Origin of the sequence: Dactylosporangium sp. CA-139114 (genome assembly GCF_050955725.1) — a bacterium.
Taxonomy (GTDB): domain Bacteria; phylum Actinomycetota; class Actinomycetes; order Mycobacteriales; family Micromonosporaceae; genus Dactylosporangium.
Genome location: NZ_CP192080.1, coordinates 1 through 21,726 on the forward strand (window position 1 = coordinate 1; position 21,726 = coordinate 21,726).

Sequence of the window (21,726 nt, forward strand, 5' to 3'; positions counted from 1 at the left end):
GTGACTGACACCGACCTCGCAGCGATCTGGAACGCAGCGACGAACCAGCTCGCCGACGGGCTCGACTCGGCGCAGCAGCGTGCGTATCTACGCATGACGCGGCTGCGCGCGATCGTCGAGGACACCGCGCTGCTCTCGGTGCCGGACCCGTACTCGCGCGACATGATCGAGAGCCGGCTGCGCCCGGTCATCACCGAGGCGCTCTCGCGGCTGCTGGGCCGGGCCATCCAGGTGGCCGTGACCGTCCGGCCGCCCGAGGACGCGCCCTCGCTGCCGGCCCCGTCGGCGTCGCACTGGTCCAACGGCGCGTCGCAGTCACTGCGCGAGCCGCTGCCGGGCGTCTCGATCTCGGACGAGCCGACGGAGCGGATGCCCGAGCACCGCGTCAACCCGATCGGCGGCGAACGGCGGGTCTCGGAGCATCGGGGCGTCGCACAGGTACCGCCGCCGGAGCACGACCGCCTGTTCGACCTCCCCGGCGACGTCAAGCCCGCGGACTCCTGGCGCAACGAGCACTCCGGCACCGCCGTGGAGGCCGCGGCCGACCTCGGTCGCTACGAGCCGTCGAAGTACGAGTCGCCGTACGAGCCGCACGAGCCCCCGCGCGACGAGCTGCCCCCGCCGCGCCCGTCGACGCCGGGCACCGGCCGCGAGGACCGCCGCAACGCCACGCCGGCCGGGGACTCCGCGGGAAACCGGCTCAACCCGAAGTACACCTTCGAGACCTTCGTCATCGGCTCGTCCAACCGCTTCGCGCACGCCGCGTCGGTCGCGGTCGCCGAGTCGCCGGCCAAGGCCTACAACCCGTTGTTCATCTACGGCGGCTCCGGGCTGGGCAAGACGCACCTGCTGCACGCGATCGGGCAGTACGCCACCATGCTCGGCAACGCGCGCTTCGTGCGCTACGTGTCGACGGAAGAGTTCACCAACGACTTCATCAACAGCCTGCGGGACGACAAGACGCAGGCGTTTCAGCGGCGGTACCGCGACGTCGACATCCTCCTGATCGACGACATCCAGTTCCTGGAGACCCGCGAGCGGACCCAGGAGGAGTTCTTCCACACGTTCAACACCCTGCACAACGCCAACAAGCAGATCGTGATCAGCTCCGACCGCTCCCCGCGCCAGCTGGCCACGCTCGAGGACCGGCTGCGCACGCGGTTCGAGTGGGGCCTGCTCGCCGACATCCAGCCGCCGGACCTCGAGACCCGTATCGCGATCCTGCAGAAGAAGGCGGCCCAGGAGCGGCTCTTCGCCCCGCCGGACGTGCTCGAGTTCATCGCGTCGCGGATCGCCTCGTCCATCCGCGAGCTCGAGGGCGCCCTGATCCGGGTCACCGCGTTCGCCAACCTGACCCGCTCCCCGGTCGAGCTCAGCCTCGCCGAGGAGGTTCTGCGCGACTTCATCCCCGACGGCTCCGGCCCGGAGATCACGGCCGACCAGATCATGGCGTCGACGGCGGACTACTTCGGCGTGAGCCTCGAGGACCTGCGCGGGCACAGCCGGTCGCGGGTCCTGGTGAACGCGCGCCAGGTGGCGATGTATCTCTGCCGCGAGCTGACCGACCTCTCACTGCCCCGTATCGGGCAGGCGTTCGGCGGCCGGGACCACACGACCGTCATGCACGCCGACCGCAAGATCCGGCAGCAGATGGCGGAGCGGCGCTCGCTCTACAACCAGATCGCGGAGCTCACGAACCGCATCAAGCAGACGACCTGAGCCGCTTTTCCACAGTGATCCGGTCGTCCACCGGCCCTTTTCACAGGGTGTGGACAAGTTGTTGTCCACACCCCGCGCGCCCGGCCGACCTCGCGGTAGTTGCCAAGTGGCCCTACGTTGTCCACACCCCGCCCACAGGTTTTGCCTGGTCATCCACAGGCACGTAGGGCCCCGGGTCGGTCGGGTTGTCCCCAACTTCCACACGCTGTCCACAGAAATCCTGTGGATAACTTCGTTCGTGCCAAATTCCGGGGGTGAGTGATCGGGTGACTACCGAAAGCACACAGGCCTTGCCCACAGGCTGTGGATAACTCCTGGGGAGCACGTGTGGAAGACATGTGGATGCATCCGTAGAGTGGTGGACAAGCGACCGAACGTGAGCAAGGTTCGGGCCATACGATATCCACAACCACGGGAAAACCCTGGGGATTACCGGTGGACAACCGGTGGAAAACTCCTGTGGATAATCGTTCGTCCACAATCCACAGGGCTGAGCCCACCGGCTCATGCACAGCTCATACCCAGTGCTATAAGTGCTCTGAGCTGCGCAAAGGCGGGTTTTCCACAGTTTCCACACCACCTATGATTACGAGTAGTTTTTCTTTTAAGAAGAGAAGAAAAGCAATCATCAGCGTGTGGATCGGGTCGGGCCGCCGGGTCCGGCGGGGTCGGTGCACGACCGCCCTCCGGAGGCCCTAAGGTTCGATGAGCGACCCGGCACCGGCGACAATCGAGCCCAGACACGTACGCCCCGGAGCGAAATCCCGGCGGCCAGGGCATCTGGCGCGCGAACAGCGGCGAACATGAAGTACCGATGACGATGCGGGAGGACCGCGATGAAGTTCCGAGTCGAGCGCGACGCGCTCGCCGATGCCGTCGCCTGGACGGCCAAGAGCCTGCCCAGCCGCCCCTCGGTGCCCGTGCTCGCCGGCGTTCTGCTGCGCGTCGCTGACGGTCGCCTGCAGGTGTCCGGCTTCGATTACGAGGTTTCCAGCCAGGTGACCGTCGAGGTCCAGGCCGACGCCGACGGCGCGACGCTCGTGTCCGGCCGCCTGCTCGCCGAGATCACCAAGGCCCTGCCGGCCAAGCCGGTGGACTTCGCCGCGGTCGGCGCGCACGTCGAGATCACGTGCGGCAGCGCGCGGTTCACGCTGCCGACGATGCCCGTCGAGGACTACCCGACGCTGCCGGAGATGCCCGAGTCCGCGGGCACCGTCGAGGCCAGCGTGTTCGCCGGCGCCGTGTCGCAGGTCGCGATCGCGGCCGGCCGGGACGACACGCTGCCGATGCTGACCGGCGTGCGGATCGAGATCGAGGGCAGCAAGCTCACGCTGCTGGCCACCGACCGGTATCGCCTGGCCGTCCGCGAGCTCGAGTGGCGCCCGGACGAGCCCGACATGAGCATCGCCGCGCTCGTGCCCGCCCGCACGCTCGACGACACCGCGAAGACCCTCGGCCCGCTCGGCGGTTCGGTGTCGGTCGCCCTGTCGCGGGGCAAGATCGGCGAGGGCATGATCGGCTTCGCGGGCGGCAGCCGGCGCACCACGTCCCGGCTGCTCGACGGCGACTTCCCCAAGGTCCGGGCCCTGCTGCCGGACACCCACAACGCGCAGGCGCGGGTCCCGGTCGCGGCGCTCAACGAGGTCGTCCGGCGTGTCGGCCTGGTCGCGGAGCGCCAGACCCCGGTCCGGCTGTCGTTCAGCACCGACGGGCTCGTCGTGGAGGCCAGCGGCAGCGAGGACGCGAAGGCCAGCGAGGCGATGGACTGCCAGTACGAAGGCGAGCCGATGACGATCGCCTTCAATCACCAGTACCTGCTCGACGGCCTCAAGGCGCTCGACGCGCCGATCGCGGTGTTGTCGTTCACTGACCCGAAGAAGCCTGCGGTCATGTCCCCGGCAAAGGATGATGGAGAAATCGTCCCTGGGTACTGGTACTTGATCATGCCGGTTCGCATCGGCAGCTGATTCGGAGGCACCACAATGCAGCTCGGTCTCATCGGCCTGGGCAGGATGGGCTTCAACATGCGCGAGCGGCTGCGCGCCGCCGGGCACGAGGTCATCGGCTTCGACCACCACCCTGACGTCACCGACGTCGCGAACCTCAACGAGCTCGTCGAGAAGCTGGCCGCCCCGCGCGTCGTCTGGATCATGGTGCCGGTGCAGTTCACCGAGCCCACGATCGAGGAGCTCTCGGGTCTGCTGCAGGCCGGCGACATCGTGATCGACGGTGGCAACTCGCGCTTCAGCAACGACAGGCCGCGGGCCGAGCGGCTCGGTGCCAAGGGCATCGGCTACCTCGACGTGGGCGTCTCCGGCGGGGTCTGGGGCCGGACCAACGGCTACGCGCTGATGGTCGGCGGCGAGAAGCAGTACGTCGATCACTGCATGCCGATCTTCGAGGGCCTCAAGCCGGCTGGCGAGTTCGGCTTCGCCCACGCCGGCGGACCCGGCGCCGGGCACTACGCGAAGATGGTCCACAACGGCATCGAGTACGGCATGATGCACGCCTTCGCCGAGGGCTACGAGCTGCTCGAGGCGTCGGAGTACGTCGAGAACATCCCCGATGTCATCAAGAGCTGGCGGGCCGGCTCCGTCGTGCAGTCCTGGCTGCTCGACCTGCTCGACCGCGCCCTGGACGAGGACCCCGATCTGGCCGGGATCAAGGGCTACGCCGACGACACGGGCGAGGGCCGCTGGACCGTCGAGGAGGCCATCCGCCTCGCCGTGCCCATGAACGTCATCGCCGCCTCGCTGTTCGCCCGCTTCGCCTCGCGCCAGGACGACTCGCCGGCGATGAAGGCCGTCGCCGCGCTGCGCAACCAGTTCGGCGGCCACGCGGTCAAGAAGGACTGAACTTGTACGTCCGGGGCCTGGAGCTCGTCGACTTCCGCAGCTACGAGCGGGTCGTCGTCGAGCTGGGCCCCGGGCCGTGCGTGCTCGTGGGCCCCAACGGGGTCGGCAAGACCAATCTCGTCGAGGCCCTCGCCTACGTGGCGACCCTGGAGTCGCACCGGGTCGCCACGGACGCGCCGCTGGTCCGCTTCGGCGCGGCCCGTGCCGTGGTCCGCTGCGCCGTCGTGCACGACGAGCGCGAGCTGCTCATCGAGCTGTCGATCGAGCCCGGCCGCGCCAACAAGGCCCGCCTCGGCCGCTCGCCCGTGACCCGCACGCGCGACATCCTCGGCGCCCTGCGCCTGGTGCTCTTCGCGCCCGAGGACCTCTCGCTGATTCGCGGAGACCCTTCCGAGCGGCGACGGTACCTCGATGAGCTCCTCGTCGCCCGCCAGCCCCGCTTCGCCGGGGTCCGATCCGACTACGACCGGGTGCTCAAGCAGCGCAACGCCCTGTTGCGCAGCTCCTACCTGGCGCGCAAGACCGGCGGCAGCCGCGGCGGCGACCTGTCCACCCTGGACGTGTGGGACGCACACCTGGCGCGCCACGGTGCCCAGCTGGTGCGCGCCCGGCTCGATCTCGTCGACGCGCTCGCCCCGCACGTGGCGAAGGCGTACTCCGCGGTCAGCGCCGGCCGCTCCGACGCGCGGATCGCGTACAACGCGTCGTGCGCCCTCGGCGACGATCTCGAGGCGGCCCTGCTCGCCGCGCTGTCGGAATCGCGACCGTCGGAGATCGAGCGGGGCGTGACCCTGGTCGGGCCGCACCGCGACGAGCTGACGCTGACCCTGGGCGAGCTGCCGGCCAAGGGGTACGCCAGCCACGGCGAGTCGTGGTCGTACGCGCTCGCGCTGCGCCTGGCCGCGTACGAGCTGTTGCGCGACGACGGCGTCGAGCCGGTGCTCGTGCTCGACGACGTGTTCGCCGAGCTCGACGCGGGCCGGCGCGACCGGCTGGCCGCGCTCGTCGGCTCGGCGAGCCAGGTGATCGTGACCTGCGCGGTGGAGGATGATGTCCCGTCGACGTTGCGCGGGATGCGCTTCGAGGTCGGCGGCGGGGAGGTTCGACGTGTCTGAGGCGAAACCGGAGAAGTCCGGGCCGGAGCTCGCGCGCGCGGCGGTCGAGGCCGCGCTGGCCAAGCACCGTGCCCAGCCGCGCCGCAAGTCCGTGCTCGACGGGCAGCCGCGCCGGCGGGGGTACACCGGACCGGGGCCGGACCCCCGCGACCCGCAGCCCTTCGGCTCGGTGCTCGAGCGCCTGGTCAAGCAGCGGGGCTGGTCGCGGCCGACCCGCGAGGCGCGGATCTTCGGCGAGTGGGCCAAGGTCGTCGGCGAGGACATCGCCGCGCACAGCCGCCCGCTCAAGCTGGAGGACGGCGAGCTGACCATCGAGGCCGAGTCGACCGCGTGGGCGACCCAGCTGAAGATGCTCGCGAGCAAGCTCCTGGCCGGGATCGCACGTGAGGTCGGTCACAACGTGGTCAAGCGCCTGCACATCCAGGGGCCGAGCACGCCGTCGTGGAGCAGCGGGCCGCGCCGCATCCGGGGCCGCGGGCCCCGCGACACCTACGGCTGAGCCGGCTCAGAAGTCGGCGTAGACCGCGAAGCCGCGGTGGGCGCAGCGGCGGTAGAACTTGGCCAGCACGTCGAGCTCGGAGATGGAGTAGGACCACTGCGGCGCGTTGCCGGAGTCGTCCCGCAGCGCGTCCAGCCGGCTCTGGAGCCAGCGCAGCTGCTGCTCGGCGAGGCGGGAGCCCTCGAGGGCCTTGCGCAGCACCGAGCTCACGGTCTCGAACGTGATCTCGTCGCCGTATTCGGCGTGGCCGTTGACGAACCGCTCCAGCCCGCCGGCGATCCAGGCGCAGTCGTCCGGGCTGATGACGGGATCCTCGTCCTCGGCGGCCGCATCTGTGGCGAAGAGCACGCCGTTGAGCCCGAAGAGGAGGTCGACGAGCTCGGTGTACCCGGTCACGCGCACGGTGCCCGTCTTGGCCACGTGATCGGCCAGGGCCGCGGCCGGCCCGGCGTGCAGCGGCAGCTTCTCCGCCAGGTCGGCGAAGTCGACGAACTCGGCCGGCGCCACCGGATCGTAGAAGCGGCCGGTGCGCGGCCACTGCACGGCGACGTTGTCCAGCCCCATCGCGCACCCCTCATCTTTCACATCTGCCCGCCCCGCCCCGCGGCGGGGAACATACGGCACGAACGGCCCCTTGCGCGACCCCCGGAAGCTCCAAAAGCCGGAATCCGAGGTTGCGCTGCCCGTGCCGCCCGCCACCAGGCCGGAGTACCCCTCCCGCGTGGGGGGACCTTCGACCCGCACCGTTCGGCCCGCTACGAGGACTACAGGCCCGTCCCGGCGCGAAATTGTCGTTCGGACACAGTAGGATTGCATCGGCTCAGAGAACAGTCGATCACATCCCGCGCGTGCGTCACAGCGGTGGTCGGCCGCAGGAGGTCAGGGCGCTCGCCAGAGGCGCGTCGGCTACCAGCGTGCCTGCTTCCGTCACCGAGCGCACACGCACCGACTCCGCACGCGACCCGGGGCGCCCACCAGCGCGGCCGGCCAGTGCGAGAAAGCGACCGAGGGTGGCAGCAAACAAGCCCGAACAGTCCTACGACTCTTCTTCGATCACCGTCCTCGAGGGGCTCGAGGCGGTCCGCAAGCGGCCAGGCATGTATATCGGCTCCACCGGCGAGCGCGGTCTGCACCACCTGGTGTGGGAGGTCGTGGACAACGCCGTCGACGAGGCGCTGGCCGGCTTCTGCGACACGATCGAGGTCACGCTGCGCGCCGACGGAGGCGTGCGCGTCGTGGACAACGGCCGCGGCATCCCGGTCGACATGCACCCCAAGGAGAAGCGGCCCACCGTCGAGGTCGTGCTGACGGTCCTGCACGCCGGCGGCAAGTTCGACGGCCAGGCCTACGCCGTCTCCGGTGGTCTGCACGGCGTCGGCATCTCGGTCGTCAACGCGCTCTCGACGCGCATCGACCTGGAGATCCACAAGGACGGGTACGTCTGGCGCCAGCGGTACAACAACTCGAAGCCCGAGCCGCTGCAGAAGGGCGAGGAGACCGACCGCACCGGGACCAGCGTGACCTTCTGGCCCGACCCGACGATCTTCGAGACGACCACGTTCGTCTACGAGACGCTGTACCGGCGCATCCAGGAGTACGCCTTCCTCAACCGCGGCCTCAAGATCGAGCTGCGCGACGAGCGCCCCGACACGCCGGAGGAGAAGCGGGAGGTCGTCTTCTGCTACGAGGGCGGCATCGCCGACTTCGTGCGGCACCTCAACGCGACCAAGACCCCGATCCACCGCACCGTTGTCGAGTTCGGCGCCGAGGGCGAGGGCATCGCGGTCGAGATCGCCATGCAGTGGAACGAGTCGTACGGCGAGAGCGTCTACACGTTCGCCAACACCATCAACACGCACGAGGGCGGCACCCACGAGGAGGGCTTCCGCAGTGCGCTGACGTCGGTGGTGAACAAGTACGGCGCGGACAAGAAGTTTCTCAAGGGCGACGAGAAGCTCACCGGCGAGGACATCCGCGAGGGCCTCGCCGCGATCATCTCGGTGAAGCTGGCCAACCCGCAGTTCGAGGGCCAGACCAAGACCAAGCTCGGCAACACCGAGGCGCGCAGCTTCGTGCAGAAGGTGTGCAACGAGTGGCTCGTCGACTGGTTCGACCGCAACCCGGCCGAGGTCAAGACCATCATCACCAAGGCCTCGCAGGCCGCCCGGGCGCGCATCGCCGCGTCTCAAGCCCGCAAGCTGGCCCGGCGCAAGTCGCTGCTCGAGTCCGGCTCGATGCCGGGCAAGCTCGCCGACTGCCAGTCCAACGACCCGCGCCTGTGCGAGCTGTTCATCGTCGAGGGTGACTCGGCCGGGGGCTCGGCCAAGCAGGGCCGTGACCCGCGGGTCCAGGCGATCCTGCCGATCCGCGGCAAGATCCTCAACGTGGAGAAGGCGCGCATCGACCGCGTGCTGAAGAACAACGAGGTCCAGGCGCTCATCACGGCGCTGGGCACCGGCATCCACGACGAGTTCGACATCGAGAAGCTGCGCTACCACAAGCTGATCCTCATGGCCGACGCCGACGTCGACGGCCAGCACATCCAGACCCTCCTGCTGACCCTGGTGTTCCGGTTCATGCGGCCGCTGATCGAGCTCGGGCACGTGTATCTCGCGGCGCCCCCGCTGTACAAGATCAAGTGGAACAAGAAGGGCGACGATGCGCAGTACGCGTACACCGACCGGGAACGCGACGGCCTGATCGAGCTCCGGCAGCGTGCCAAGCCGAACGCGAAGCCGGACGACATCCAGCGGTTCAAGGGTCTGGGCGAGATGAACTACCCGGAGCTGTGGGAGACCACGATGAACCCGGAGACCCGGATGCTGCGCCAGGTGACCTTGGACGATGCTGCAACCGCGGACGAGCTCTTCAGCGTCCTCATGGGCGAAGACGTGGAGGCTCGGCGCTCGTTCATCCAGCGCAACGCCAAGGACGTCCGGTTCCTCGACATCTGATCCCGGCCGGCTAGAGAGAAGGAATAGAGAGCGTGACGGAACCGACTTCCACCCCTGAGAACCCGGAAGCGACTCCGGCCGAGGGTGGGTCTGCGGTCGCCAGCCGTATCGAGCCGGTCGGCATCGAAGTCGAGATGCAGCGTTCGTACCTCGACTACGCGATGAGCGTCATCGTCGGGCGTGCGCTGCCCGACGTGCGCGACGGCCTCAAGCCCGTGCACCGCAAGATCCTCTACGCGATGTTCGACGGCGGGTACCGGCCCGACCGCGGATACGTCAAGTGCGCCCGCGTCGTCGGCGACGTGATGGGTAACTACCACCCGCACGGCGACGCGTCGATCTACGACGCCCTCGTGCGCATGGCCCAGAACTGGTCGCTGCGCTACCCGCTCATCGACGGCAACGGCAACTTCGGCTCGCCGGGCAACGACCCCGCCGCGGCCATGCGATACACCGAGGCCCGGCTCGACCCGCTGGCCATGGAGATGCTGCGGGACATCGACGAGGAGACCGTCGACTTCGTCCCCAACTACGACGGCCGGGCCCAGGAGCCCACCATCCTGCCCTCGCGCATCCCCAACCTGCTGGTCAACGGCAGCACGGGCATCGCGGTCGGCATGGCGACCAACATCCCGCCGCACAACCTGCGCGAGATCGCCGCCGCCGTGCAGTGGTGCCTCGACAACCCGGACGCGGACGAGTCCGAGACCCTGGACGAGCTGATCAAGATCGTCAAGGGCCCCGACTTCCCCACGAAGGGCCTCATCGTCGGTACCGCGGGCATCATCGACGCGTACCGCACCGGCCGCGGTTCGATCCGCATGCGCGCGGTCGTCGAGGTCGAGGAGGACCCCCGCGGCCGGACCATCCTCGTGGTGACCGAGCTGCCCTACGCGGTCAACCCCGACAACCTCGCCGAGCGCATCGCCGACCTGGTGAAGGAGGGCAAGCTCGCCGGCATCGCCGACATCCGCGAGGAGTCCTCCGGCCGCACCGGCATGCGCCTGGTGATCGTGCTCAAGCGCGACGCGGTCGCCAAGGTGGTGCTCAACAACCTCTACAAGCACACGCAGCTGCAGGAGACCTTCGGCGCCAACATGCTGGCGCTGGTCGACGGCGTGCCCCGCACGCTCAACCTGGCCCAGTTCGTGCGCTACTACGTGGCCCACCAGATCGACGTCATCGTCCGGCGCACCCGCTACCGGCTGCGCAAGGCCGAGGAGCGCGCGCACATCCTGCGCGGTCTGGTCAAGGCCCTCGACATGCTCGACGAGGTCATCGCCCTCATCCGGCGCTCGCCGAGCGCCGAGGACTCCAAGACCGGCCTGATGAACCTGCTCGACATCGACGACATCCAGGCCACCGCGATCCTCGACATGCAGCTGCGCCGGCTCGCCGCGCTGGAGCGCCAGCGCATCTTCGACGAGTTGGCGAAGATCGAGATCGAGATCGCGGACTACAAGGACATCCTGGCCAAGCCGGAGCGGCAGCGGCAGATCGTGTCCGAGGAGCTCGCCGAGATCGTGGCCCGCCGCGGCGACGAGCGGCGCACCCAGGTCATCCCCTTCGACGGCGAGGTCTCCATGGAGGACCTCATCGTCCGGGAGGACGTTGTGGTGACCATCACGCGGACCGGCTACGCCAAGCGCACCAAGGCCGACCTGTACCGCTCGCAGAAGCGCGGCGGCAAGGGCGTCTCGGGTGCGACACTGAGGCAGGACGACATCGTCAGCCACTTCTTCGTCTGCTCGACGCACGACTGGATGTTGTTCTTCACGAATAAAGGTCGGGTCTACCGGGCAAAGGCGTACGAGCTGCCCGAGGCGAGCCGGGCGGCGAAGGGTCAGCACGTCGCCAACCTGCTGGCCTTCCAACCCGAAGAGCACATCGCGCAGGTGATCGAGATCCCGAATTACCAGGTGGCGCCGTATCTCGTTCTCGCGACGAAGGATGGCCTGGTGAAGAAGACCAAGCTGGAGGAGTTCGACTCCAACCGCTCGGGCGGCATCATCGGCATCAACCTGCGCGAGGACGACGAGCTGGTGGGCGCCGCGCTGCTCGGCCCGGAGGACGATCTCCTGCTGGTCAGCAAGCAGGCCCAGGCGATCCGGTTCACGGCCAACGACGACACGCTGCGCCCGATGGGCCGAGCCACGTCGGGCGTGATCGGGATGCGCTTCACCGACGGTGACGAGCTGCTCGCCATGGAAGTGGTCCGCGAGGGGATGGACCTGGACGTTCTGGTGGCCACCGATGGTGGTTTTGCCAAGCGGACTCCCATCGAGGAGTATCCGGTGCAAGGGCGCGGCGGCAAGGGCGTCCTCACCGCTAAAATCACGTCGCGGCGCGGTGGTCTCGTCGGCGCTGCGGTTATAAGCCCGGATGACGAGTTGTTCGCCATCACCTCAAATGGTGGCGTGATCCGGACTCCCGTGAAGCCTGTACGGCGTACGAGGGATCGGAACACAATGGGGGTCAAGCTCATGGACCTTCCCGAAGGTGTAACCATCGTCGCGATCGCCCGCAACGCCGATGAGCCCGACGAACAGGACTAGTTGATGACAGACACTCAGGCGAAGTCGGGGACCGCCTCGGCAACCGATGAGGCCAAGAAGGCCGGAGAGGCTGCCATGGCGGGATCTGACTCGGGGGCGCCTGCCGCCGGTGGGGAGCCTGGCTCCGTCAACGGGGCCGGCACGTCCGGCGAGACGACGAGCGGGGGCACGCCGAAGTTCACGCGTGCCCCGGGCATGGCGCCACCGCCCGACTCCCTGACGGTGCCGATCCAGTCACCGGCCAGCGCCGGCAGCTCGACGCAACCGGTCTCGTTCCCGGGCTCCGGCATGGGCACGACCGCCACGGGCACGGCCAGCGTCTCGGCCATCGCCCGCGCCGCCGTGCGCACGCCGGCCGCGGCCGCGACGCAGGCCATCAACACGCCGACCCCCGCGGTCAGCGGCTCGGCCCGCGTCACCGAGGCCGTCCGCGCGGCCCGCAAGACGGTCAGCTCCGCCGTGGGCCGCGGCCCACGGCGAGCCCGGCTGCACCTGAAGCGAATCGACCCGTGGTCGGTGATGAAGTTCGCCTTCGCCGTGAGCTTCGTCCTCTTCGTCGTCCTGATCGTCGCGACGTCGGTGCTGTACCTGGCCCTGGACGCGATGGACGTCTTCAAGAGCATCAACAAGCTCCTCGCCGACCTGGTCAGCTCGACGGGCGGCTCGGCCGACAGCACCTTCCGCATCACCGCGAAGGGCGTCATCGGCGGCGCCGCCCTCCTGGGCGTCGTGAACGTGGTCCTGTTCACCGCCCTGGCCACCCTGGGCTCGTTCATCTACAACGTGTGCGCCGACCTCGTCGGCGGCATCGAGCTCACGCTCGCCGAAAAGGACTGACCTGCGGTTTTCTCCCCCCTGGCTCCGGCGCGCCGCGCCAGGGGGGAACCGGTTTGGGGCGGGCGCGTGGGGTACGGTAACCTTCTGTTCGCACCGCTTCGGGGAGTCTTCTCGGGGGTGTGTTGCTGGGGCTATAGCTCAGTCGGTTAGAGCGCAGAGCTGATAACTCTGAGGTCGCTGGTTCGATTCCAGCTAGCCCCACATGTGGAAAAAGGTGCTGCTGGTGGTTGCCGTCGTCGGAGCCGCCGCCTATGTCGCGAAGCGCGTCAAGGCCGCGAGCGAAGAGCGCGCCCTTTGGCACGAGGCGACGACCGCCCCGGACCTGCGCTAGTCTGTAGCCCAGCCCGAGCGGGGGCGTAGCTCAACTGGCAGAGCACCGCCTTTGCAAGGCGGGGGTTAGGGGTTCGAGTCCCCTCGCTTCCACCGTCGATGGGCGCACCCTGCTCACAGGGCTGCGCCCTGTTCGCCGTTGCGACGGTGGATCCTTCCCGCTCGCTTCGCTCGCTCGAGGCGGGGGGTTCCCACCCCGCACCCCCCATGGTCGCTTCGCATTCCACTGGGTCGCTTCGCTTCCAGTTGTGAATCGTCATCTTCTTGGTCGTGGGTGGTTTGTCGGGTTCGGTCCCGCGGACCCCTGAGTTCGTGTCGTGCGTTTTCGGGATGTTATTCGGGTGCTTCCCAGCTCGTCATGTGCCGCTTCACGTGTTCGCGGAGCTGGTGGCGAAGGTGCTTGTCATACGGCACGTCATTCCCTCGGCCTCGAATACTGCGTCGGTGAATGTGTCCACGTTGGCTGGAGGAGACGCGCACAGCCGGTTGTCCAGGACGACCGAGCTGGCGGTGTTTACTTCCTGCAGTGAGGGCGCAGGCCCGGTGTGTGAGACCGGGCCGCGCTCGTGTCGGATCGGTCAGCAGCCGCAGGTAGCGGTGTTCTCCTGGACGCCGCAGGCGCAGTGCTCGCTGTCCGCGTCCTTGGCCAACTGGTCGGCGTCGCCCTTGACGACGTAGACCTCCCACGGCTCCGCGCCGGGCCCGCGCACCCACACCTTGTCCTGCAAGGCGTAGCAGCACGACGTGTCGTTCTCCTCCAGCGTGACCAGGCCCGCCTCCGTCAGCCGGGTCGTGGCGGCGGTGACCTCCTCGGTGGAGAAGACCTCCACGCCGAGGTGGTCCATGACGGTCTCCTGTCCCGCCTCGCCTTCCAGCAGGACCAGCTTCAGCGGCGGCTGCTCGACGGCGAAGTTCGCATAGCCCGGCCGCCGTTTCGCCGGCTCCACCCCGAACAGCTTCGAGTAGAACGCCACCGAGCTCTCCAGGTCCGCGACCCGCAGTGCCAGCTGTACCCGTGACATCACATCACCCCTGTATAGACGTTGGTCTAAGCAAGAGCCTGCTCGCCTGACTAGATGACTGTCAAACTAGGCGGGCGTCAAGACAGGACGACTGCTGCGCGCCGATGGTCAACGAGGGGACCGCCGTGGACCTTGCGCGCGCTCGGCGATCCGGTCCGGCTCCGGCTGCTGTCCCTCGTCGCCGCTCGTGCCGGCGGTGAGGTCTGTGTCTGCGAGCTGACCGACGCGTTCACCCGGACCGGCCCGACGATCTCGCACCACCTCAAGGTGCTGCGCGAGGCCGGTCTCGTCGACTGTCAGCGCCGGGGAACGACACGTCCACCGTCACCGCGGCGGCGACCGCATGAGCTTCGAGCACGCCGCGCAGGTGCCCACCTTCGAGACCGAACCGCCCGCCTGGTCCGCGTTCACCGCGAGTCGCCTGCCCAGGCACCGCAGCCCCGTCAAGTCACGGGGTCAGTCGGAGAGGGGGGCGAGCTCCGGGCGCTTCGCGGTCACCATGTCGCCCGAGGACTTGCCCGTCAGGCGGCGCTTCACCCACGGGGCCAGGTGCTGGGTCGCCCACTTGGCGTCGGCCGCCTTCCGCGACATCCACGACAGCTCTTCAGGCGGCGGCGGGGCCGCCAGCCAGTCGGGGTCGCACGCCACGTTCAGCTTGGTCAGGACGTGGGCGGCCACTCGGCGGTGGCCCGCGGGAGAGAGGTGCAGGCGGTCGATGCCCCACAGGCGGGGGTTGGCGAACTCCAGGTCGTCCCAGAGGGAGATCACGTGAGCGCCGTACTTCTCGCCCACCGACTCGATCGCGTTGTTGAACAGGTCGACCCGGGGGCGGAGCATCTTGCCGCCCGGCATGCGGCCCGTCATGTCCGCCCAGCGGAACATCACCACGTCCGCGCCGGTGGCTCGCAGTTTCTCGATGGTCCGGTCGAAGCGGGCGACGATGCCTTCGTACTCCCAGTTTCGCCGCAGGGCGTCGTTGCCCCCGCCGGCGAAGCTGATCAGGTCCGGCTTCATGGCGACCGCCAGCGGCACCTGCTCCGCCACGATGTTGTCGAACAGGCGGCCCCGGACGGCCAGGTTGGCGTACCGGAACTCGGGGCTCGACGCCGCCAGCACCCCGGCGACCAGGTCGGCCCATCCTCGGTAGCCGCGTCCGTCGGGCTGGGGATCGTCAAGGCCCTCAGTGAAGCTGTCGCCCACCGCCACGAAACTCGACCACCGCGCCACCCTCTGCTCCTCCCCGTCAGCTGCCCCTTTGGCATCCTGTCAGGGCCCATGTGCGTGGGAAAGCGACTTTGCCGCACACCACACCCTTCCTGACACGAAGGGCGAGGACGGCCTGTGGATGACGCCTGTGTACTTGTGGACAAAGCTGTGCACAAGCGGTCCCGTGGGAGGGAAAGGGCCAGTTCAGAGCGGCTCTGGGTGGCGCGGGTCGGCACTGTGGATGAATCGTGCTCACCTGGCTAGGGTCAACGCATGATTTTCGTCCCCTACCACCTCGACGAGCGCCGCGCCGGGCTCGAGGCCGACCTTCCGGCCGCGCCCGACACTGTGGTGAGCGCGGAGCTGCCCGGCGGGGACATCTGGGCGCGGCTCGCCGCGCTCTAGATGATTGATGCCTTGAAGATTCGGGTGTGTGTCGCTGCTTGGTAGATGCGGGGAGGGTGTCCAAGATCGGCGTTGCTGACCCAGCCGCCGAACTCTTGGAGCCCGTCGTTGGACGCTGATCTGGACACCCTCGTGACCGCACTGTACGTGGAGATCGATGATCTGATCGAGCGGCCCCGGGGCCGGGGTCGCCGGCCGTTGCTGTCCCACGCCGAGCTGCTGTGCCTGGCGGTGATGCAGGTGCTGCTGCGTTACCCATCGGAGCGGCACTGGCTGCGCTACGCCCGCAAGCATCTGCGCGGGATGTTCCCCTACCTGCCCGACCAGGACGGCTACAACAAACGGATGCGCAAAGCCGGTCCGCTGCTGGCCACGGTGATACGGCATCTGGCCACCCGCACACCGTCCTGGTACGACCAGCTCCGCCTGATCGACTCCACCCCGCTGCCCTGCGGCGCCTCCCGGGAAACCGTCAAACGCTCCGACCTGGCCGGCGACGCCGGCTACGGCTACTGCGCCTCCCATTCCCGTTACTTCTGGGGTTTCCGCCTGTACCTGGTCTGCACCCCGGAGGGCATGCCGGTCATCTGGGGCCTGGCCAACCCCAAACTCGGCGAACGCGAGGTCATGACCGCCCTCCTCGAGGCCGACCATCACCTCGTCCATGCCGGCCAGGTGCTGCTCGGCGACAAAGGCTTCGCCGGCGCGGACTTCGAGGGGTTCATCACCGGGCAGCTCGGAGCGCACTTCGTGCGCCCCGACCGCAAGGGTGAACCCGCCCGGTTCGGCAAACTCGCCCGCGTCCGCCAATGGGTCGAGGCCGTCTTCGACACCCTCAAAGGCCAACTCGACCTCGAAGCCCACGGCGGCCGCACCCTGGCCGGGGTCTTCGTCCGCGTCGCCCAACGCCTCCTCGCCCTCACCGCCGTGATCTGGCACAACTGGACCATCGGCGCCCCCAGCAAACGGTCCCTCATCGCCTACGACCACTGAGCCTTCAAGGCATCAATCATCTAGGACCGGGTCGCCGACGAGGTCGCCCGGGCCGAGCGGCCGCCGATCGTGATCTCGGGCGACTGCACCGTCTCGCTCGCGGCCGTGGCCGGGCTCCAGCGCGCCGGCGAGGACGTCGGGGTGGTGTGGTTCGACGCGCACGGAGACGTGCAGACGCTGGAGACGTCAACGTCGGGGTACGTCGGCGGAATGCCCTTGCGCCTGCTCGTCGGGTATCGCCCCGAACTGATCGCCGAGCGGCTCGGGCTGCGGGCCGTGCCCGAGGAGCGCGCGGTGCTCGTCGACGCGCGGGACCTGGATCCCGCGGAGGTCGAATATCTCGCCGGGGCTAGTCTCGTGCGGTACGACATCAATGCAATTCGACCCCCGGACGGTAAGTTTCTCGTTCACGTCGATCTCGACGTCGTGGATCCGGTGGAACTCCCGGGGTTGATGTATCCGGTCGATGGCGGGCCCTCCGCCGGCGAGCTCCTGGACGCCGTGCGCGGCCTGGTGGCGACCGGGCGCGTGGCCGGGCTCGACGTCGCCTGCACCTGGCGGCCGGACGGTGGCAACGAACGACGGCGGAATCTGATCGCCGCGCTTGCTAAGAGTCTCTAAAGCAAACTCAAAGAGTTTCGAACCCAAAGTAATCGTACAAAAGCACAGTGTATTTGGAGCCCGCGAAACACCTTCACGATTGGCCGAACGCGTGACCCGAGAAGCGCTTGTCTAGGGAATATTGGTAGCTGTGAGAGGACGGCATCGGGCAGCGGACCTGAGGAGCAACGGGTTCGTAGCCCTCGCGGCCGGCATGATCCTTCCCCTCGTCGCCATCGGTGCCGTCTACGGCGGGTACCGCGCCATGTCGACGTCGGGCTGCGCGGGGACGGTGCGCCTGTCCATCGCCGCCAGCCCGGAGATCGCGCCGGTCATCAAGGACGTCGCGGGCCGGTGGGTGAAGACCAACCCACGGGTCAACGACGAGTGCGTCGCGGTCGACGTGGTCTCGGTCGCCTCCAGCGAGGTCGCCGCGGCGATCGCCGGTGAGAGCGGCGCGACCGTGCCCGGCGTCGGCCAGGCCGACGGCAAGACGCAGGTGCCGCAGGTCTGGATCCCCGACTCGTCGATCTGGATCCAGCGCATGCGCGCGGCGCGCGAGGATCTCGTGACCCTCGCGTCGCCCTCCCTGGCCCGCAGCCCCATCGTGCTGGCCGTGCCCGAACCCACCGCGAAGCAGCTCGGCTGGGTCGAGAACAAGGTCACCTGGAAGCAGGTGCTCGAGCAGATCGTCGGCAACAGCCAGGTCGTGCCGGGCATCGTGGACCCTCAGCGCGACTCGGTCGGCGTGTCGACCCTGGTCGCGATGGCCTCGGTGCGCGACCAGTTCGGCCCCACGGGCGACTCGCTGACCGTCGGCGCCGTGAAGTCGCTGATGTCGGGCAAGACCGAGCAGCAGTCCGGCCTCATCGGGCGCTTCCCGCGCGACGCCGACCCCCGGACCCTGTCCACCGCGGTGACCCTCGCGCCGCTGTCCGAGCAGGCGCTGCACGCCTACAACGCCGCCGGACCGGCCGTGCCGCTCGTCGCCGTGTACCCCGACCCGGCCCCCATCGCCCTGGACTTCCCCTATGCGGCGATGCCCCGTCTGGCCCCGGACCGCGAGGCCGCGGCCGAGGCGTTCCGCCAGCAGCTCGCCGGCGCCTCGTTCCGCAACCTGCTGGCCCAGCACCAGCTGCGCGCCAACGACGGCACGGTCGGCACCGGCATGACGCTGAGCCCGAGCGCGCCGCCCGGCGGCCAGGTCACCCCGGTGCCGGACGCCAACGTGATCTCCAAGGCCCTGCAGATGTGGACCGAGATCACGCGGCCGTCGCGCATGCTCGCCGTCGTGGACGTCTCGTCCGCCATGAAGACGCCGGTGCCCACGGCCGGCGGGCTCACCAAGGGGGAGGTCGCGGTCCAGGCGGCGCAGGGGGGCCTGGACCTGTTCCCCGACTCGTGGGCCGTCGGGCTGTGGTGCTTCTCCACGGCCATGGCGGGCGGCCACGATTTCCAGGAGCTCGTGCCGATCGGCCCGCTGACGACCCAGCGCGACCAGTTACGGGGCGCGCTCGGGGCCCTCAAGCCCAACCCCAAGGGCGGGAGCGGGCTGTACGACACCATCCTCGCCGCGTACCAGACGGTGCAGCAGGGCTGGGACCCCGGGCGCGGCAACTCGGTCGTCGTGGTGACCGGCGGGCGCAACAACGACTCGAGCGGCCAGTCGCTCGACGGGCTGGTCGGCTCGCTGAACAAGGCCGAGAAGAAGGACCAGCCGGTGCAGATCATCATCATCGGCGTCGGCAGCGAGGTGAACCAGGCCGAGATGCAGCGCATCGTCGACGCCACGGGCGGCGCGGTCTTCATCGCCTCCGACCCGTCTAAGATCGGGGACATCTTCATGAAGGCCCTCGCACTCGACGACGGACGCTGAACTTGAAGTTGGACGATCTCGGTCAGAGCCAAAGGCGTAGTACTTGAACTTGGAACTCACGCCGGCGCTCGACGCGCCCGCGCTGCTCGCCCCGCCCGTGCACACCGCGCTGCAGACGCTGCCGGACGCCGACCGGATTCAGGTCGCGCCGATCGATCCCGGGCTCGCCGACACCGCGGCCTTCTGCGAGGCGTACGACGTCACCCTCGAACAATCCGCGAACTGCGTGATCGTCGTCGGCAAGCCGGCCGGCATCTTCGCGGCCTGCGTCGTCCTGGCGACCACCCGCGCCGACGTGAACGGGGCGGTCCGGCGGCTGCTGGGCACGCGCAAGGTCAGCTTCGCGCCCATGGACGACGCGGTGGGGCTCAGCGGCATGGAGTACGGCGGCATCACCCCGATCGGTCTGCCCGCCGACTGGCCGGTCTACATCGACGCACGGGTCCGGTCCGTCGACGCCGCCGTGATCGGCAGCGGCATCCGGGGCAGCAAGATCGTGCTGCCCGGCGCCGTGCTGGCCTCAATCCCCGGCGCCACCGTCGTGGACGGCCTGGCCCTCTGAGACCTGGCGCTTGAGCCGCTGCAGAATCGCCGTGCCGCCCCGCACCCGCAGCGGGCTGATCGCCTCGGCCAGACCCATCCGCTGGTAGAGGTCGGCCGGCACGGCCAGCACCTCGTCGGCCGTCGCCCCCTCGAGCCCCTCGGCCAGGATGCCGGCGAAGGCACGGGTGGTCGGGGCCTCGGGCGGGCAGTCGAAGTGGAGCCGGACGGTCTTCTGCTCGGTGACGTCGGCCTTCAGGAAGAAGGGCGTCTGGCACTCCGGCACCTGCTCCATGCCGGCGTGCTCCGCGAGCTCAGGCGGGAGCGGCGGGACGGCATCCGAGAACTCCAGCAGCATCTCGAGCACCACGTCCCGCGGCGCGGAGGCGAAATCCTCCACGATCGCGGCCAGCTTGCCAGGCATCTCCACCTTGCTAACGTACCGCTGTGCCGGCCCTCGTCGCAGATGTGCTCAAGCCCGGAAGTCTCGCCGCCCTCACGCAGCCCACCCTGACGGCCGAGGGCCTGACGCTGCGCCCGTGGCGGCTCGCCGACCAGCCCGTGGTCCTCGCGGCGTATGCCGATCCGGCCATCCAGCGCTGGCACTGCCGCGCGATGGACGAGGACGAGGCGGCCGCGTGGGTCGCGGCGTGGCCGGAGCGCTGGAGCACCGAGACGCGGGCCGGCTGGGCGGTCACGACGGACGGCGACGAGGTGGCGGGGCAGATCTCGCTCCGCAGCCTGCAGCTGGTCGACGGGCAGGCCGAGGTGTCGTACTGGGTGCTGCCCGCCTTCCGCGGCCGCCGCATCGCCCCGCGGGCGCTCGGGGCGCTGGCCGGCTGGGCCTTCGGCACGCTGGGCCTGCACCGGCTGGAGGTCCGGCACTCCGTGGAGAACACCGCGTCGTGCCGGGTCGCGACCGCGGCCGGCTTCGCGGCCGAGGGCGTGCAGCGCAAGGCGCTGCGGCACCTCGACGGCTGGCACGACATGCACGTGCACGCGCGCCTCGACACGGACTGATCGAGGCGCGCGTGTCGCGTAGACCGTCAGTTGTTGGGTTCGGCCTTACTGATGCCACCGAGGACCGAATCGGGGTCGATCTCTTCCGCCAGATCCCCGATCGACACGATCCCGACGAGCCCGTTGTTGTCGTCGCAGACCAGCACCCGGCGCACCGCCTGGTCGCGCATGAGCAGCGCCGCCGAGTGGATCGAGTCCTCGGGCCGGACGGTGACCAGCTCCTTGGTGAGGATCTCCCCGATCGTCGTCGCCGCCGGGTCGCACCGTTCGGCGACCGCCCGCACCACGATGTCGCGGTCGGTCACCAGCCCGCTGAGCTCGGGCCCGTCGGCCACGACCACGTCGCCGATATCCTGCTCCCGCATGGTCCTTGCCGCCTCGGCGAGCGTCGTCTCGCTCGGCAGGTAGACCACGTTGGTGGTCATCACGTCCCGGACCGTCTGCATCGTCATCGCCAAGACCTCCCGACCTTCGATGCAGAGCTGGTACCCAGCTCACGATCCTCTTAACGATCACGGCATCCGGTCGGCCGGGTGCCTACAGGTTGAGGCCCACCGCATCAGCGAACTGCCCGCCCCGCACGTGCCGGAACGCGACGGTGAGCGCCTCGACGGGCAGCCCCAGCGCCCTGAGGATGGCCTCGTGCTGCTCCTCGGCGGAGCTGGAGCCGTCCACGTTGCGCAGCGCCGCGTCGATCGCCCCGAGGTCGGCGTCGCCGACCGCGAACGGCGCGAACGCGGCGGCGTCGGCCCCGAGCGCGCCCTTGGGCAGCTGATCCGGCGGAAGTACCTTGCCGTCGAGCCGGGCCTTGAACTCCCCGTCGGAGTCCTCGAACCACTCGACGATCATCTCGAGCTCGGAGACGTAGCGGTGGGTGGGCCGCCCGTCCTCGTACACCGAGCAGAGCACGACGTCGGAGTCGAACACCTCGCACGTGAGCACCGGACAGTGCAGCATCTGGCTGACGGGCAGCGCGACGGGCTTCAACAGCGCCCCGCCCCAATCCTCCTCGCGCGGGATGACGGCGACGCGCCCGGCAACCACCGGCACCACGAGCGCCGCCCGCCCGGTCGCCCGGACGACTCCGACGACGTCGTCGAACTCGGCTGCGACGAGCACGGTTTCGTAGCTGGTTCCCATCAGAATGCCCCCGTTTGAAGATCAAGTCGCCTTGCCCGGATTGTCGCAGGCGACGTTCGG

General features: G+C 69.1%; 21 protein-coding genes, 2 tRNA genes and 1 pseudogene. 18 read left to right on the forward strand and 6 right to left on the reverse strand.

Annotation, left to right across the window (positions count from 1 at the left end):
- The 5 genes from dnaA (at position 1) to ACQP2P_RS00025 (ending at position 6,188) form a co-directional block, all read left to right on the forward strand.
- Positions 1-1,719 carry a chromosomal replication initiator protein DnaA gene (gene dnaA, locus ACQP2P_RS00005; protein ID WP_433081882.1) on the forward strand — a complete coding sequence of 573 codons (1,719 nt, stop codon included), beginning with the start codon at positions 1-3 and terminating at the stop codon, positions 1,717-1,719.
- Positions 1,720-2,555: 836 nt separating this feature from the next.
- A complete protein-coding gene (gene dnaN, locus ACQP2P_RS00010; protein ID WP_433612008.1) occupies positions 2,556-3,686 on the forward strand; it encodes a DNA polymerase III subunit beta in 1,131 nt (376 codons plus the stop codon).
- Positions 3,687-3,701: 15 nt separating this feature from the next.
- On the forward strand, positions 3,702-4,574 hold the full coding sequence (gene gnd, locus ACQP2P_RS00015; RefSeq protein WP_433612010.1) for a phosphogluconate dehydrogenase (NAD(+)-dependent, decarboxylating): 873 nt from the start codon (positions 3,702-3,704) through the stop codon (positions 4,572-4,574).
- A gap of 2 nt (positions 4,575-4,576) precedes the next feature.
- Positions 4,577-5,689, forward strand: coding sequence for a DNA replication/repair protein RecF (gene recF, locus ACQP2P_RS00020; protein ID WP_433612012.1), 1,113 nt, complete (start codon positions 4,577-4,579; stop codon positions 5,687-5,689).
- Positions 5,625-6,188 (forward strand): DUF721 domain-containing protein, encoded by a 564-nt coding sequence (locus tag ACQP2P_RS00025; RefSeq protein WP_433612014.1) that lies wholly within the window; start codon positions 5,625-5,627, stop codon positions 6,186-6,188. The genes recF and ACQP2P_RS00025 overlap by 65 nt, the downstream gene beginning before the upstream one ends.
- Positions 6,189-6,194: 6 nt before the next feature.
- Here ACQP2P_RS00025 and ACQP2P_RS00030 read toward each other — a convergent pair whose 3' ends face one another.
- The gene (locus tag ACQP2P_RS00030) at positions 6,195-6,752 is read right to left on the reverse strand and encodes a hypothetical protein (RefSeq protein ID WP_433612017.1); all 558 of its coding nucleotides are present in this window, start codon (positions 6,750-6,752) and stop codon (positions 6,195-6,197) included.
- Positions 6,753-7,198: 446 nt separating this feature from the next.
- Between ACQP2P_RS00030 and gyrB the strand changes: the two genes are divergently transcribed.
- From gyrB to ACQP2P_RS00060, 6 genes are all read left to right on the forward strand, one after another.
- A complete protein-coding gene (gyrB, locus tag ACQP2P_RS00035) occupies positions 7,199-9,142 on the forward strand; it encodes a DNA topoisomerase (ATP-hydrolyzing) subunit B (RefSeq protein ID WP_433612019.1) in 1,944 nt (647 codons plus the stop codon).
- A 134-nt stretch (positions 9,143-9,276) separates the two neighbouring features.
- Entirely contained in the window at positions 9,277-11,697 is a 2,421-nt protein-coding gene (gyrA, locus tag ACQP2P_RS00040; protein ID WP_433612021.1) for a DNA gyrase subunit A, read from the forward strand.
- Positions 11,698-11,700: 3 nt separating this feature from the next.
- Positions 11,701-12,534 carry a DUF3566 domain-containing protein gene (locus ACQP2P_RS00045; protein ID WP_433612023.1) on the forward strand — a complete coding sequence of 278 codons (834 nt, stop codon included), beginning with the start codon at positions 11,701-11,703 and terminating at the stop codon, positions 12,532-12,534.
- Positions 12,535-12,661: 127 nt separating this feature from the next.
- A tRNA-Ile gene (locus tag ACQP2P_RS00050) sits at positions 12,662-12,735 on the forward strand.
- A gap of 1 nt (position 12,736) precedes the next feature.
- Positions 12,737-12,865 (forward strand): DLW-39 family protein, encoded by a 129-nt coding sequence (locus ACQP2P_RS00055; RefSeq protein ID WP_345120593.1) that lies wholly within the window; start codon positions 12,737-12,739, stop codon positions 12,863-12,865.
- A gap of 19 nt (positions 12,866-12,884) precedes the next feature.
- Positions 12,885-12,957 (forward strand) — tRNA-Ala (locus ACQP2P_RS00060).
- Positions 12,958-13,442: 485 nt separating this feature from the next.
- Here the strand turns inward: ACQP2P_RS00060 and ACQP2P_RS00065 are convergent.
- Complete coding sequence (locus ACQP2P_RS00065; RefSeq protein ID WP_433612026.1) at positions 13,443-13,886, reverse strand: ArsI/CadI family heavy metal resistance metalloenzyme; 444 nt, start codon at positions 13,884-13,886, stop codon at positions 13,443-13,445.
- A gap of 132 nt (positions 13,887-14,018) precedes the next feature.
- On the opposite strand from ACQP2P_RS00065, the pseudogene ACQP2P_RS00070 reads away from it, so the two are divergent.
- Positions 14,019-14,198, forward strand: a pseudogene (locus tag ACQP2P_RS00070) (ArsR/SmtB family transcription factor); the annotation flags it as partial.
- A gap of 144 nt (positions 14,199-14,342) precedes the next feature.
- Here ACQP2P_RS00070 and ACQP2P_RS00075 read toward each other — a convergent pair.
- A complete protein-coding gene (locus ACQP2P_RS00075) occupies positions 14,343-15,113 on the reverse strand; it encodes an SGNH/GDSL hydrolase family protein (protein WP_433612028.1) in 771 nt (256 codons plus the stop codon).
- 252 nt (positions 15,114-15,365) lie between these two features.
- On the opposite strand from ACQP2P_RS00075, the gene ACQP2P_RS00080 reads away from it, so the two are divergent.
- The 5 genes from ACQP2P_RS00080 (at position 15,366) to ACQP2P_RS00100 (ending at position 19,528) form a co-directional block, all read left to right on the forward strand.
- Complete coding sequence (locus tag ACQP2P_RS00080; RefSeq protein WP_433612030.1) at positions 15,366-15,497, forward strand: hypothetical protein; 132 nt, start codon at positions 15,366-15,368, stop codon at positions 15,495-15,497.
- A 108-nt stretch (positions 15,498-15,605) separates the two neighbouring features.
- Positions 15,606-16,490, forward strand: a complete 885-nt coding sequence (locus ACQP2P_RS00085) for an IS982 family transposase (protein WP_433612032.1) — start codon at positions 15,606-15,608, stop codon at positions 16,488-16,490.
- A 69-nt stretch (positions 16,491-16,559) separates the two neighbouring features.
- Positions 16,560-17,111 (forward strand): arginase family protein, encoded by a 552-nt coding sequence (locus tag ACQP2P_RS00090; protein ID WP_433612034.1) that lies wholly within the window; start codon positions 16,560-16,562, stop codon positions 17,109-17,111.
- Positions 17,112-17,304: 193 nt separating this feature from the next.
- Positions 17,305-18,966, forward strand: coding sequence for a substrate-binding domain-containing protein (locus ACQP2P_RS00095; RefSeq protein ID WP_433612036.1), 1,662 nt, complete (start codon positions 17,305-17,307; stop codon positions 18,964-18,966).
- 43 nt (positions 18,967-19,009) lie between these two features.
- Complete coding sequence (locus ACQP2P_RS00100) at positions 19,010-19,528, forward strand: YbaK/EbsC family protein (RefSeq protein WP_433612038.1); 519 nt, start codon at positions 19,010-19,012, stop codon at positions 19,526-19,528.
- Here ACQP2P_RS00100 and ACQP2P_RS00105 read toward each other — a convergent pair.
- A complete protein-coding gene (locus ACQP2P_RS00105) occupies positions 19,487-19,930 on the reverse strand; it encodes a SufE family protein (protein ID WP_433619567.1) in 444 nt (147 codons plus the stop codon). The genes ACQP2P_RS00100 and ACQP2P_RS00105 overlap by 42 nt on opposite strands.
- Positions 19,931-19,953: 23 nt before the next feature.
- Between ACQP2P_RS00105 and ACQP2P_RS00110 the strand changes: the two genes are divergently transcribed.
- Complete coding sequence (locus tag ACQP2P_RS00110; RefSeq protein WP_433612040.1) at positions 19,954-20,526, forward strand: GNAT family N-acetyltransferase; 573 nt, start codon at positions 19,954-19,956, stop codon at positions 20,524-20,526.
- A 26-nt stretch (positions 20,527-20,552) separates the two neighbouring features.
- Here the strand turns inward: ACQP2P_RS00110 and ACQP2P_RS00115 are convergent, their stop codons facing one another.
- Positions 20,553-20,978: a CBS domain-containing protein gene (locus tag ACQP2P_RS00115; protein WP_223100327.1), complete on the reverse strand. Its 426-nt coding sequence runs from the start codon at positions 20,976-20,978 to the stop codon at positions 20,553-20,555.
- Positions 20,979-21,063: 85 nt separating this feature from the next.
- Complete coding sequence (locus ACQP2P_RS00120) at positions 21,064-21,666, reverse strand: hypothetical protein (protein ID WP_433612042.1); 603 nt, start codon at positions 21,664-21,666, stop codon at positions 21,064-21,066.
- Positions 21,667-21,726 lie beyond the last annotated feature (60 nt).